The sequence below is a fragment of the Streptomyces sp. NPDC006691 genome (genome assembly GCF_042869955.1).
Classification (GTDB): domain Bacteria; phylum Actinomycetota; class Actinomycetes; order Streptomycetales; family Streptomycetaceae; genus Streptomyces.
Genome location: NZ_JBIAGW010000004.1, coordinates 88,461 through 100,943 on the forward strand (window position 1 = coordinate 88,461; position 12,483 = coordinate 100,943).

General features: G+C 72.2%; 11 protein-coding genes. 6 read left to right on the forward strand and 5 right to left on the reverse strand.

The window, feature by feature from the left end; all coding sequences use genetic code 11:
* Window positions 1-223 precede the first annotated feature (223 nt).
* Window positions 224-739, reverse strand: a complete 516-nt coding sequence (locus tag ACFYNP_RS10450) for a hypothetical protein (protein ID WP_388784447.1) — start codon at window positions 737-739, stop codon at window positions 224-226.
* A gap of 159 nt (window positions 740-898) precedes the next feature.
* On the opposite strand from ACFYNP_RS10450, the gene ACFYNP_RS10455 reads away from it, so the two are divergent.
* Complete coding sequence (locus ACFYNP_RS10455) at window positions 899-1,615, forward strand: DUF2993 domain-containing protein (protein WP_388784450.1); 717 nt, start codon at window positions 899-901, stop codon at window positions 1,613-1,615.
* 77 nt (window positions 1,616-1,692) lie between these two features.
* Here the strand turns inward: ACFYNP_RS10455 and ACFYNP_RS10460 are convergent, their stop codons facing one another.
* Window positions 1,693-2,787, reverse strand: a complete 1,095-nt coding sequence (locus ACFYNP_RS10460; RefSeq protein ID WP_388784453.1) for a DUF5954 family protein — start codon at window positions 2,785-2,787, stop codon at window positions 1,693-1,695.
* Between the two features lie 28 nt (window positions 2,788-2,815).
* On the opposite strand from ACFYNP_RS10460, the gene ACFYNP_RS10465 reads away from it, so the two are divergent.
* Complete coding sequence (locus ACFYNP_RS10465; RefSeq protein ID WP_388784456.1) at window positions 2,816-3,871, forward strand: enoyl-[acyl-carrier-protein] reductase FabV; 1,056 nt, start codon at window positions 2,816-2,818, stop codon at window positions 3,869-3,871.
* A 60-nt stretch (window positions 3,872-3,931) separates the two neighbouring features.
* Here the strand turns inward: ACFYNP_RS10465 and ACFYNP_RS10470 are convergent, their stop codons facing one another.
* A complete protein-coding gene (locus ACFYNP_RS10470) occupies window positions 3,932-6,823 on the reverse strand; it encodes an AAA family ATPase (RefSeq protein ID WP_388784459.1) in 2,892 nt (963 codons plus the stop codon).
* A gap of 247 nt (window positions 6,824-7,070) precedes the next feature.
* Window positions 7,071-9,239, reverse strand: a complete 2,169-nt coding sequence (locus ACFYNP_RS10475; protein ID WP_388784462.1) for a M4 family metallopeptidase — start codon at window positions 9,237-9,239, stop codon at window positions 7,071-7,073.
* A gap of 542 nt (window positions 9,240-9,781) precedes the next feature.
* On the opposite strand from ACFYNP_RS10475, the gene ACFYNP_RS10480 reads away from it, so the two are divergent.
* A complete protein-coding gene (locus ACFYNP_RS10480) occupies window positions 9,782-10,639 on the forward strand; it encodes an ANTAR domain-containing protein (protein ID WP_388784464.1) in 858 nt (285 codons plus the stop codon).
* A 65-nt stretch (window positions 10,640-10,704) separates the two neighbouring features.
* Here the strand turns inward: ACFYNP_RS10480 and ACFYNP_RS10485 are convergent, their stop codons facing one another.
* Window positions 10,705-11,163: an SRPBCC family protein gene (locus ACFYNP_RS10485; RefSeq protein WP_388410766.1), complete on the reverse strand. Its 459-nt coding sequence runs from the start codon at window positions 11,161-11,163 to the stop codon at window positions 10,705-10,707.
* A gap of 177 nt (window positions 11,164-11,340) precedes the next feature.
* Here ACFYNP_RS10485 and ACFYNP_RS10490 point away from each other — a divergent pair, with 177 nt between their 5' ends.
* From ACFYNP_RS10490 to ACFYNP_RS10500, 3 genes are read left to right on the forward strand one after another with little or no spacing between them, the layout of a single operon-like run.
* The gene (locus tag ACFYNP_RS10490; RefSeq protein WP_388410764.1) at window positions 11,341-11,760 is read left to right on the forward strand and encodes a phage holin family protein; all 420 of its coding nucleotides are present in this window, start codon (window positions 11,341-11,343) and stop codon (window positions 11,758-11,760) included.
* Complete coding sequence (locus ACFYNP_RS10495; protein ID WP_388784467.1) at window positions 11,757-12,134, forward strand: DUF3618 domain-containing protein; 378 nt, start codon at window positions 11,757-11,759, stop codon at window positions 12,132-12,134. Before ACFYNP_RS10490 ends, ACFYNP_RS10495 begins: the two co-directional genes overlap by 4 nt.
* Window positions 12,131-12,397 carry a DUF4235 domain-containing protein gene (locus ACFYNP_RS10500; RefSeq protein ID WP_388784469.1) on the forward strand — a complete coding sequence of 89 codons (267 nt, stop codon included), beginning with the start codon at window positions 12,131-12,133 and terminating at the stop codon, window positions 12,395-12,397. The genes ACFYNP_RS10495 and ACFYNP_RS10500 overlap by 4 nt, the downstream gene beginning before the upstream one ends.
* Window positions 12,398-12,483: the final 86 nt, after the last annotated feature.

Below are 12,483 nucleotides of genomic sequence, written 5' to 3' on the forward strand. Positions count from 1 at the left end.
AGCACGGGAACCACTGGGGCAAGCCATCGCACGTCTGCCTCCGCTCCGGCACGGACACCGCGTCAGCGGAGACGCGTGCCGGGTGCGGACGGTTTCGAGCCCGGGAAACATGCGGGCAGTCGGTCCGGGGGCAACCGCGTCGGCCGCGAGCAGGCGTCGGCCGGAAATGATCGGGTCGGCCGGAAGCGGCCGCGTCGGCCGGGAACGACCGGCCCCCACCACCTCAGCGGTCTCGGATCCCGAGGTCCGCCCGCATCAGGGTGCGCATGGTCACCAGCCGGGGCTCGGCCTGCTTGACCCTGAGCAGCAGCTGCTCGGCACTCTCCCCTTCGCGCGCGAGGCCCCGGTCTATGCGTTTGGCCGCGGCGTCGACCTCCGCGAGAACCCTGTTGAGATCGCGCGAGGCCTCCATGATGCGCAGCGGGACGATCATCTGAGCCGACGCGTAGCGGTCGCGGTACTCCCGCCGGGACTCTTCGAGACGAGTGCGGTCCTCCTCGGCGTACACGCTGTCGCGCATGCGGTGAAGCGCGTCCTTGAGGAGCGTGTGAAACTGCTCCGAGGCACGGTTCATCGCCGTGTACGCCTCACGGCGTTCTTCGAACGACCTCCTGCGGTCGGCGAGTTCGGCCTCCGCGGCACGCTCACGGGCGTTGAACCGCTGGGGGAGCACCGCACCGAGGAGCGCCCCGCCGAGGCCCGCTGCCGCGGTGATGGCTGTGGCCAACGCGTCTGACATGCGCGGACCATATCGCGGCCCGGCACATCATTGCTTGAACGCGTTCAAAAAACTATGGGAGTATGGGCCGGTCACGCGTGACGGCAACATGACATCAACAGCAGCATCACATCAACAGCGACACCGCGACAACGGCGGCGTCGTGAGGGGGAGTTCGACGTGAGACGTCGATGGGTGAAGGTCCTGGTGATCACGGCAGCGGTGCTCGCCGTGTTGTTCACGGCGGCCGACCGCATAGCCGTGCACTACGCGGAGAAGGAAGCGGCCCGACTCGTGGAGACCCGGTACGGCGGTTCCGGCAGTGGCACCGGAGGCTCGATGGACGTGGCGATCGACGGCTTCCCCTTCCTGACCCAGGCGGTCGGCGGCACCTTCGGACACGTCTCGATGTCCGCGAACAAGTACTACCTGAGCACCACGGCCAACCGGCAGAACGGCAACCTCGACGTCGACCGTCTCCAACTCGACCTGTACGACGTGACCGTGACCTCCCTGACAGCACGCAGCGCCGAGGCCAACCGCGCCTCCGGCACGCTCGTCCTCAGCTACCAGGACCTGTCCGACCTCTTGACGCGCCTCGCGGGCAACGGCGGCAGGCTCCAGGCCTCACCGGCCCCCGGATCGGACGGTCACGCGGCCCGTATCAAGGTCGAGGGAACGGTCGGCGGGACCGCGCTGAACACCACCGGAACGGTTCTGGCGCAGGGCGACGAGCTCACTCTGACCGTGCCCGGTGCCGAACGGGCCACCGCGAACTGGCGGGTGAGCCTGCCCGAGAACGTCGGCTTCACCGAGGCGCGCGCCACCAAGGACGGTGTGGAGATCGGCCTGGTCGGTCACCTGGTACCGCTCGGCGCCTCGCGCTTCAGCCGCTAGGACCCGCGGCGCCCGACTCATCGGGCCGGACCCGCCCGCGCCGGACGGGCCGTAACGTCCTCGCCGTGCCGAGACGCTCAATCGCCGGAGACGATGTGCCCGTCCCCGTCGAGCAATGGGTGGATGCGGGTGGGCTCCTGGGTGTTGACGTCGGACGGGCGCGGGCCCTCGGGCCCGTCGGGGCCCCACCGCAGCAGACGACGGGTGCGCGCGATCTGGTAGACGGTGTCCTGGAACGCCAGCCGGTTGACGCGACCCACCCGGAGCGCCGCCGCAGCCTCCGCGTACGCGGCCAGGGGGCCGGGCGTCCGGGCGGCTCCGGCACCATCGGTCCTGCCCTCGGTCTCGGTGCGGGCGTCCGCTTCCATGGGGCCGTCGACCGGGATCAGGCCGCGCATACGCGGCCACGCCCAGGTCAGCGAGAAGTCGAGCGACCGGCGTGCCGTGTGCGCGGTCGCGTGCGGACCGCTGATCGGGGCCCAGGCGTTCGCCGTCCGCTCCACCACCGTGAACGTCGGGGGCAACAACAGGATGTCCGGGTGCGTGGTCACGGCCCGGCGCGAATCGGCGAGGACGTCCTTGGGGAACCGGTCGCCCGAGTAGCACAGATCCCGCAGCGCGAGCCGTTCGGCGACCTGCGTCGGGGTGACCGGAGCCGACGGGTCCAGAACCAGACCGTCGTCGACGGCCGGCCCCCCGGCCCCACGCGACCAGTCCGGAACCAGAGGCTCTACATCGGTGGGGCGCGGCCCCTCCATCTCACCCAGGGCTCCCACCGCGGCGTACTCCTCGGCGCGCACGATCCGGTACCGCGTCCCGGCCACGCCGAGGTCGTCGACGTACTCGGTCTCCAGCCTGGCGACCGCCGCCAGCAGGGCGCGTCGCTCGGCCGGGTCCTCGGCGTCGTCCTTCGCGCCGAACCACAGCCGTGAGTTCAGGCTGTCGCGCGCCTGCTGCGGGCAGCCGAGCGTCACGGGGACGATGACCCGCCACACGTGCCCGTCGCCGTCCTCCTGCGCCGCCACTCCGAACAACGGACCGCGCACGACCAGATTGCCCGTGCGGGCCACGGCGTCGAGGGCGTCCGCCTCGACCGCCGCCTCGACCGGCTCCACCGGCACCCGCACCACCATCGGCCGCGACCCACCCCGCGCTGCATCCCCAAGCTCCATACCGCCATCCTGCCGAGCGGGGAACACGGTGTCCCCGGATCAGCGGATCGGCCCCGTCCGGCCCGGCGCGGGGATTACGCTGCGCCCTTCGCCGCCGCAAGCCGTCCACGACGTCCGTCAATATCGGATACGACAACCGCGCGACGCCACCGCGGGCTGGTACCGCACCGCTGAGGCGGCCCGGCTCGCCGCCGAGGCCGGGTGCGACTTCGGCTTCGTCAACACCGACGCCTTCTCCGCGAAGGGCAAGGACGAGGTCCTCGACCTGGTGGAGCGACGGTTCGGGAAGGTCGACCACCTCATCTACAGCCTGGCCGCGCCCCGGCGCACCGACCCGGAGACCGGCACCGTCCACCACTCGGTGATCAAACCGCTCGGCGCGCCCTACGAGGCGCCGGCCCTGGACTTCTCCGACGGCAGCCCCAGGGTCACGCGCGTTTGTCTGGAGGCGGGGACGGAGGAGGAGAAGCACTCCACCGAACAGGTCATGGGCGGCGCGGACTGGCGGCTATGGGTCCAGGCTCTCGCCGAACGCGGCCTGCTCGGAGCCGAGTTCAGCACCGTCGCACTCACCTACATCGGCTCGGAGCTGACCTCCCCCATCTACCGGCAGGGCACCATCGGCGCCGCCAAGGAGCATCTGGAGCGCACGGCCGGGCTGTTGAACGCGGGTGTCCTCGCCGGGCGGGGCCGGGCGATGACCGTCGTCGCCGGAGCCGCCGTCACCCAGGCCTCCAGCGCGATCCCGTCCATCGCCCTGTACACCACGTTCCTGCGGACGGTTCTCGGCGACGGCTTCCGGACCACGGCCCAGCAGGCCGCGGAACTGTGGGACCAACTCCTCGGCAGCACACCCCTCGTGACGGACGCCGAGGGCCGAGTCCGTCTCGACGGCTGGGAACTCGACCCGCGAGTCCAGGACCGGGTCCGTGAACTGTGGGCCGACCCGCGGACGGGGCTCGACCGGTCGGCGGCCGGGGCCGAGTGGTTCATGGGGCAGATCCGGGAGCTCTACGGATGGGGCCTCGACGGCGTCGACTACGACAGTGCCGTCGAAACCTCGGTCGCCTGGCCGGAGGGGTGAGCGGTCACCCGCGGCGCCTCGACGTCCCGTGCCGGTCGCGCCACAGGATGTGTCCGCCGGCTAGGCCGTAGGACGCGTCATCACCATGCGGGCGATCTCCACCCTCGATTTGGCGCCCAGTTTGCGGTAGGCGCGGGTGAGGGCGGCCTCCACCGTTTTCACGCTGACCACGAGGCCGGCCGCGATCTCGCGGTTGGTGGCGCCCTGGGCCACGCGGGCGACGACGCTGCGTTCGGTCGAGGTGAGACGGTCCGACCACGAGCCGGCCTCGGCCGGCGGTGCGGGAACGTCCTGGGCGCGGTCGCGTTCGGTGCGGGTCAGAGTGATCCAGGGGCGGGCGTCGGCCTTGGTGAAGATGCGCAGGGCGCCCGCGTAGGCGGTGCGGGCGCCGGTCTCGTCCTGGAGCAATCGCCGGACCCGGCCGAGCGCCGCGCGGGTACGCGCCTCCTCCAGCGGATAGCCGGTGGCGCGCAAGCGTGTGGCCGCACGCTCCAACCTCCGTTCCGCCGGGCCCAGTTCACCACGCGTCACGTCGACCGCCGCCGTCGCACGGTCCAGCGTGGCGAGGACGCCGGGCCGGCCGAGCCGCTCGGCCTGGCGACGGGCCCCGGCGATGACCGCCGTCGCCTCGTCGGCCGCCCCCACGGCGGCGAGGGCCTCCGCGAGATCGGCGTGCCATCGCCGGGTCGCCGGGTCGCCCTGGCCCTGTGCCGACTCCAACTCGCCGGCACGACGCAGGAGTTCGACCGCATGGCCGGGCTGTCCGCCGAACAGTCTGATCCTGCCCTCGGCGTGCAGGGCCCGCGGCAGGAAGAGCCGGTCGTCGTCGTCCTCGCTGTGCCGCCGTGCCCTCTCGGCCGCGGCGAGCGCCTGACCGAGGCTGCCTCCGGCCGTCTCGGCGAGCGAGAGCGCGTACCAGGCGGGGCCCTGGCTCAGGCCCGCCTCCTCCACGATGCGCAGACTCTGGCGGGCGATGGTCAGGGCCGGCCGGCATCGACCGCGTTCGATCTCCACCTGGGCGAGGCCGATGAGGCAATGACTCAGGCTGTCGGCCGAACCCCGCTGCCGCAGCCGGTAGACGAGCGTGCGCAACTCGGCCCGCGCCTCGTCTAGTTCGTCGCGCACCAGATGGAACCGGTACTTGAGGTAGACGGGTCCGTTGTGATGGGTCATGGCGTATGCGTCGTGGGGCGCGGCGAGGGCGGCGGCCAGGGTCGCCTCGGCCTCCGGCAGCCCCAGGAAGAGTTCCAGGGCGGCCTGCTGGGTCAGCGCCATCAGCTCGGTCCTGCGGTCGCCCGTACGCGCGGCGAGCCCAGCCGCACGCACCGCGTGGCCGTGGGCGCGCGCCGCGGAGCCGCCCACCATCCAGGCGCGCCAGCTCATCCGGTAATGCAGCTGGGCCAGGAGTTCGGGGTCGCCCGCCGCGTCGCGTACCGCCTCCGGGAAGACATCGGAGATCTCGGCCATCGCCTGGCCACAGGAGTCGATGACCACGTTCCACGCGCGTACCCGGTCGGCCGGCCGCTCGGCCTCGCCGAGCACCTCGTGGGCGAGCCGCCGCGCGAAGTCCAGGTCGCCGGCCTCGATACCGTCCTCGGCGGCCGTGAGCCTGCGGTCGATGTCGACGTTCGTCTGCCCGGCCGGGGTGTACTCGGCGGCCAGACGGCCGAGCCTGGCCGCTGTTGCGGGGGCGCCCCTGCGGCGGGCCGCCGAGGCCGCGGCGGCGAGCCGGGTCGCCACGGCGGGATCGGGGCCCGCCGTCAACCGGGCCAGGTGGTGGGCGCGTTCGACCGTGTCGTCGGACGCCTCGGCGAGCGCCCGATGGGCGTCCACCAGGCGTTCGTACGGTGTCTCGGCCCGCAGCACCATCGGCGTGAGCGGGTCGAGGAACCGGACGGTCCCGTGGTCCGATGCCGTCAGCGCGCGGACGACGCCGTGCCGCACGCAGAGATCCAGATCGGCCGCGGCACCCGGGCGCCCCGCACGCCGCAGCAGTCCCACCGTGGGCCGCACGGCCGCACCGGCCACGACCAGGGTGTCCCGGGCACTCGTGGGCAGCGCGCCGAGCCGGTCGAGCACGGGCCGGCGCAGCGAGTCCGGGACCGGGAGCGGATCGTCGGGGCCGGGTAACCCGGCGCCTTCGACGCGGACGTGTTCGTCGAGGGCCGAGCTGAGTTCGAGGGCCGTACGGGGCGTGCCGCCGCTCGCCTGGTGCAGTCGCGCGATCACCGGGCGGGGCCAACTGGGGTGATCGTGCCGTTCCAGGAGCTCGGCGAGCTCATGGGCGGTCATGGGCGGGACCGCGATCCTGCGCACCGGCGGCGGGCACAGGTCGAACGCGTCGGCGCACCCGCCCGAGCCGTGGGCGCGGGGCGCGGTCTCGGGCCCCGTACAGAGGGCGGCGAGTACCGAGACGCCCGGATCGGCGCGCCGGGCGAGGTGGTCGAGTACCCGGGTCGTAGGCCGGTCGAGCCACTGCGCGTCGTCGATGACCAGCAGGAGTGGCCCCGCCTCCGCGAGCGCCGCGAACACCTTGCGGACGGCGAGCCGCAGGAGGAGTGCGTCGCGCTCGCCGGCCGGAGCGGTGTCGCTGCCCGGTTCCGGCCCCGCCGGGGAGCCGCTGCGCAGCAGGGTTCGTTCGAGCACGGCCCGTTCGTGGGCGGCCAGCGCGGTGAAGGTGTCGTCGGACACCCCGGTCAGCAGGTCGATGAGGCCGAGGAAGGGGCTCTCCCGCTCGGTGGGGGACGGCGAACAGCGCAGGACCCGGTGACCGTACTGGCCCGATTCCGCGGCCAGTTGGGTCAGCAGCGTCGTTCTGCCGATGCCGGTGGGGCCGGTGAGGAGGACGCCGCCGCCGTGCGTCAGATGGGCCCGTGCGCTGTCGCGAAGGGCGTCGCGCTCGACGGCGAGCGGCCGGATGTCCGTCGGCAGGGTGGCCGGCTCGATCGTCACAAGCCCTCCCGGACACAGCCTCGTTCACGCCTCGGGCGTCGATCATGAACTTGCCATTGGTGGTGCCGCGCCGAATGTAGGACCGCCCTCGGCGAAAGGTCAAGACCAAAGGTCAAGACCAATCAAGGAGGGGGTGGCCAGCTGTCCGGAGCCCGGCCGGCGGCCCGTGGGCATGCCGACCGGGCCGTCGGTAGAGTGACCAACGGCCCGGTCGGGCACGGGAGTTGCTATCGCTCCGCGAGGTGGGTCAGCAGGCGCCGCCGTCCTTCCAGACCGCCCAGGAGCCGGGTGCGCCCGGTTCGGCGCCGGTCGAGTACCACTGCGAGGACCACTTGTGCCCGTTGTAGGCGACCTGGTCGCCCGGCACATAGCTGGTGGACGCGCTCCAGGCCGGGATGTTGCCACAGCCCTGCGGCGGGTTGCCGCCGCCGCTGATGGTCCAGGTGAAGGAGGCCGAGCCGGTGGCGTTGTCGGTGTTCTTCGCCGTGACGGTCACGCTGTAGGTGCCGGCCGTGGTCGGCGTGCCGGAGACGAGACCGGTCGCGGAGTTGATCGACAGGCCCGCGGGCAGACCGGTCGCGCTGTAGGTGAGCGTCTTGCCGCCGGGGTCGCTCGCCTGGATCTGCACGGATGCGGGGGTCCCGACGGTGCCGGTCTGGTTGCCGGGGTTGGTCACCGAGGGCGCGCCCGGCTGGCTGTTGCAGCTGCCGGGTGCCGGGTCGGTGCCGGTGACACTGACCGCCGCCCAGGCGGCGTCGATGGTGTTGTACTCGGTGCAGTGCGCGCCGTACAGATCGGCGGCGGCCTTCAGCGAGTCGGTGCGGGCCTGGTGGTAGTTCTCGCTGCTGTTGGCGTAGGAGGCCAGCGCCTTGTACCAGATCTTGGCGGCCTTGTCGTTGCCCAGTCCGGTGACCGTGGAGTTGTTGCAGGTGGGGCTGTTGCCGTAGCCGTGGTCGCCGCTGCCGACGGCCGCGAGGAAGAACCAGTGGTTCAGCGGGCCCATCGAGTAGTGCGGGTCCAGGCTGCCGTTGCCGCTATCCCAGCAGTTGGGGGACTGGCCGTCGAGCGACGGGTTGTACATGTACCGCAGCGGCTTGTTGTCGCCGTTGATGTTGATGAGCTCGCCCATGGTGTAGTCGGGCTTGTCGACGGGGTTGTTGGCGTAGAACTCCACCATCGTCCCGAAGATGTCGCTCGTGCCCTCGTTCATGCCGCCGGTCTCACCGGTCTCGTCCCAGCCGGTGAGCGCCCCGCTCACGCCGTGGCTCATCTCGTGCCCGGCGACGTCGAGTTCGACCAGCGGGCGCGCGTTGGACTGGCCGTCGCCGTACGTCATCTGGGTGCCGTCCCAGAAGGCGTTCACATAGGCGTTGCCGTAGTGCGTCCGCGACGGCACGCCCCGGCCGTCACCGAAGATGCCGTTGCGGCCCTGGACGTTCTTGTAGTAGTCGAACGTCTCCGCCGCGCCGTAGTGGGCGTCGGCACCGGCGGACGCGGGGTCACTGGTGGAGCCGTTGCCGAAGGTGCCGGTCGAGCTGGTGAAGACCGAACCGGTGCCGCTGGTCGCGTGGTTGAGGTTGGTGGTGTAGCCGTTGCCGTGCGAGGGGTCCGTCATCGAGTACCCGCTGCCGCTCTGGGTGACGTCGAGGGCGACCCTGCCGCTGTAGATCGACTGGCCCGTCCCGGCGACCGTCGGTGCGGCGGCCTGTGCCGCCGCACCGACCTTCGAGGTGCCGGCGTTCGCGGCCCCCTCGGCCGCGAACGTGCTCACCTCGTCATTGGTCCGTACGACCTTGCCGGTACGGGCGTCCACCAGGACGTGCAGTCGGCTGGGGGTCTGGTCGGGACGGGTGCCGTTGATCACGGTCTCCCAGACCAGCGTGGCGTCGGTGCCCGCCATCCGTACCGCGAGGTGCGATGCGGAGACCGAGTCGATGTGCCCCGTGAAGGCACCCTTCGACGCCTTCACGGCGTCTGCGGCGGCCAGTTGGGGCTGGGTGGAGACCGCTCCCGAGGTCGCCGAACCGGTGGCGAGCGACTGGTAGGTGCCGTCCTTCTTCAGGTGCACGATGACGTCGCCGCCGTACGTCGGGAGGCCCTTGTACGTGCGGTCGAAGCGGACGGCGGCGGAGCCGTCCCGGTCGACCACGAGGTTGCGGACCGAGAACGCGTCCCCGTCGGCCTTGTGGGCGGCATCGGCGTGCGCGGTGAGCGCCTTCTGGGCGGCGTCCACGACCCGGCCGCGCACGGCGGGCGTCGGGTCGGCGGTGTACGGGGCCGCCGCGAAGGCGCCGGGGCCGGCGGTGGGTGCGGGGTGCGGTGCCGGCGCGGCCGTGGCGGCGGGCAGGGCGAGGGCGGAGGCGGACACACAGGCCAGCGCGACCGTCAGAAGTCTCGCGGCTCTTGGTATCTCCATAGGAGTGGGGGTTCCTTTCACTACGGGCAGGAGGTGTCCGCCGTTGCCGCGGGGGGCGGTTGGGGAAGCGACGGACAGGTACGGGGGTGCTGGCGACGCCGCTCGTGGCAGGAACCGCGCCGACGCATGAGTGTCCGCGTCGGCGGACCCGGCAGCCAGGCACTGCGCCGGGGGAGAGGGGTTTCCCTATGGCAGCGCCACGGCGGCCTCCGCCTCGGCCGGGCGCGGAGGGCGGACCGGCGAGCAGGCCGATCCGCCGGTCGCGCGGGTGACGGTCCCGCACGGCCCCGCGGAACGGCCTCGTACGGCCTGACCCCGCGCCCGCCCGCGTGACGACGCCGCCCGGCCCGGCGTGTTCACCGAGCCCGGACCGCTGCCGCGGGCGGGAGGTGTAGGAATCGTGACCGGGGGCAGCAGAAAGCGTGTCCAGACCGCGCCCGACCGGAGGCCCTTCCTCCTGCCGATGGCCCACCCCGCAGGGCTTCGATACGACAGTTGGGGCGCAGCCGGCCCGGGCCGGCCATCATTCGGAAGGACCCTGCATGACGGACAATCCCGCTCCCGACCTCCGGGAAGTGGCCGTCCTACGGGAGGAACTCGCGCGGCTGCGCGAGGAGGCTCACCATCTGCGGGCGCAGGTCCGCGGCCGGCCGCTGATCTCGCACGCCCAGGGCATCCTGGAGGAGCGCTATCGACTACCGGACGCGGAGGCCGCCTTCGCCCTGCTGCGGATCGCCTCGCAGCACCACAACGTCAAACTGCGCGTGCTCGCTGAGGCGGTCACCCGAAGCCCAAGACCCGAGGGCCGTGGAGCCCCCTGGTTTCCCGGTCCCTCGCCCCAGACGCCCCCGCTCGGATCCATCGGGATCGCCGCCACCGACGACGTCGACCGTGCCACGGTGCTGCGTGACGTGCTCTCCCAGACGCTGGCCGTCCTCGGCGCGGGCATGGGCAATGTCCAGATCATGGACCCGGCCGCCGAAGCACTGCGCATCGTGCAGCACACCGGCCTGCACGCCCCGTTCGTCAAGCACTTCGCCCTGGTCGGCGCCGGCACCACCTCGTGTGCCCGAGCGGCCGAGGGAGCCGAACTCACCACCGTCCGCGATGTCGCCACCGACCCGGTCTTCAGTGAGCGGGACCGCCGGGTCATCCTGCTGGCCGGCAGCCGAGCCTGTCACAGCATCCCGCTCCTGGACGAGGACGGCAGCTGCGTCGGCGTGGTGTCGGCCCATCTCGCACGCCCCACCGCCGAGTTGCACCCCGCCCAGGTCGAAGCGCTCGGCGTCGTCGGACGCGAGGTGGGGCGCTGGCTCGGCTGGCAGGAACGCGGCGTGGTCCGCGAGGCGTTGGAACACCTCCACCTCCTGGGGCGCCAGAGCCTGGGCGGCGGTTCGTAGCGCCCCGGCCGGACACGCGCGGTGGGGGCGGCGGAAACAGCCGCCGCCCCCACGCGTGCAACGCCTCACACCCGGCCGCGCCAGGCGCCGGTCTCGACCCCACGGCCCTCGATGTAGGTCTTGAACCGCTTCAGGTCCTGCGTGATCTGGCGCTTGACCAGACCGAGCTTGTCGGCCGCGCTCTCGACCGCGCCCTGAGGCCGGTGCTCCAGTTGCAGCATCACCTTGGTGTTGCGGTCGTCCAGGCGGTGGAACGTCACCACACCCGCCTGCCGGACCTCGCCGTCGACCGTGGTCCAGGCCACCCGCTCGTCGGGGATCTGCTCGACGATCTTCGCGTCGAACTCCCGCGACACACCGTCGACCTTCGTCACCCAATGGGTGAGGGTCGGTGTGCGTTGCTCGATCCGCTCCACCCCCTGCATGAACAGGGGGAACTCCTCGAACTGCGTCCACTGGTTGTACGCGACGCCGACCGGGACGGCGACTTCGATCGACTCCTCGACCGTTGCGACCTTCGACATGGATGCGACTCCTTTCGCCGTGTTCGTCTGCGGTTCCGGCCGCGTACCCGAGTGACGGATGTGTACACGTGGGCCGCGCGGGTCCGGTCCGGGTGCGGCTCGTCGCACATCGTCCGGGATGGCCCGCCCGCAGCCGGGTACGCGTCGCAGGGCCGAGGAATCAGGAGGCGATACCCCATGACCACCCCACCGTCCCGGCACAGTGCGGACGGCTCGTCCGAGCCGGTACAGGAACTGGTCCAACGCGCCTCGCATCAGCTCACCGAGCTGGTACGGGCCGAAATGCGCCTGGCCCAGGCCGAGTTGAAGGAGAAGGGCAAACGGTACGGCAAGGGCGGCGGCCTGTTCGGAGGGGCCGGCCTGACCGGATTCCTGACCCTCCAGGCGCTGGTCATCACGGCCATCTGCGCCCTCGCCGTCCCGTTGCCCGCATGGAGCGCGGCGCTGATCGTGACGGCCGCGCTGGGGCTGATCACCGCCGCCCTCGCCCTGAGCGGCAAGAAGGAGGTCAACCGGGGCGGTCCGCCCGCGCCCCGGCAGACCGTCGAGAGCGTCAAGTCGGACGTGGCGGAGATCAAGGAGAGTGCACGGCGATGACCCAGTCCCCCTCATCAGGTTCCGGCGCCTCGGACCGCGAGCAGCTCGGCCACGAGGTGGAGCAGGCCCGCCACGAACTGGGCCGCACCGTCGAGGCGTTGGCCGCCAAGGCCGATGTCAAGGCCCGCGCACACGACCGGGCGAGCGAGCTCAAGGAGCAGGTCGGCACCCGGGTGGCCGAGCTGTCCGACGACGTCAGGGCCGCCGCGCACGGGGTGCAGGAGAAGCTGCCCACGCCGCCCGCCCCGGTACGCGACCTGGCCGGACGGGGCGTCGTGGTTGCCCGGGAGCACTCGACGCTGCTGTTCGCCGCGGCGGGGGCGGGGCTCGCCGGCTGGCTGCTGCTGCGCCGCCGCGACCGGAGGCGCTCATGAACGCGGTGAAGATCGCCTACAAGCCGGTGGGCCTCACGCTCGGCATCCTCAGCGGCGTACTCGCCGAGCGTCTCTTCCGGCGTGCCTGGCGTCTGATCGACGACGACGGGGAGACCCCTGGCGCCACCGACGAGGACCGCACCTGGCAGGCGGTGCTGCTCGCCGCGGCGCTCCAGGGCGCGATCCTCGCAGGGGTCAGGGCCGCCGTCGACCGCGCGGGCGCCACCGCGACCCGGCGCGTGACGGGCACCTGGCCGGGCTGACGCCCACCGGGGCGCGTCGCGGTAGGCCAAGTCGGCGCCCCCGCACGGCACCTGCGTACCGGTTCCATCCGTATTTCATCGGTCCT